Annotated in this window: 2 rRNA genes; both read left to right on the forward strand. The window is 51.0% G+C overall.

What is annotated here, in order from left to right:
• Positions 1–122: ribosomal RNA gene (locus LD028_RS02490) — 16S ribosomal RNA — on the forward strand; the annotation flags it as partial.
• Between the two features lie 331 nt (positions 123–453).
• Positions 454–551, forward strand: a 23S ribosomal RNA gene (locus LD028_RS02495); the annotation flags it as partial.

Here is a 551-nt window from a genome sequence, read left to right on the forward strand (position 1 = left end):
GCAACACCCGAAGTCGGTGAGGTAACCCTTACGGGAGCCAGCCGCCGAAGGTGGGGCAAATGATTGGGGTGAAGTCGTAACAAGGTAGCCGTATCGGAAGGTGCGGCTGGATCACCTCCTTTCTAAGGATAAATACGAAAAGCGTAGGTGACTGTTTAGCCCCGACAAGCGCTGGAGGGCCTGCGAGGAGGCTGTTGCCGCCACAGCAGGACCGAAGCGGCTCGAGGGGCTAGGAGCCGGAGCTAGACATAAAGAAAAGCGAAGAACGGTTCTTGGTTCGTAGCTAGACATAACGTAATAACAACGCTTTTTCGCTTCGTTTAGTTTTGAGGGAATATCCCTCGTTATTTTCGCTGATTGTTCCTTGAAAACTAGATAACAGGCAGTAAGAAAAGCGACAAGCGGTTCTCGTTTGGAGCTAAACGATAAAGCCAAGCAATACAAAGTGTGTTTAGTTAAGTTAGAAAGGGCGCACGGTGGATGCCTTGGCACTAGGAGCCGATGAAGGACGGGACAAACACCGATATGCTTCGGGGAGCTGTAAGTAAGCG

Origin of the sequence: Anoxybacillus sp. LAT27, from assembly GCF_022030075.1 — a bacterium.
GTDB classification, from domain to species: domain Bacteria; phylum Bacillota; class Bacilli; order Bacillales; family Anoxybacillaceae; genus Anoxybacillus; species Anoxybacillus kestanbolensis.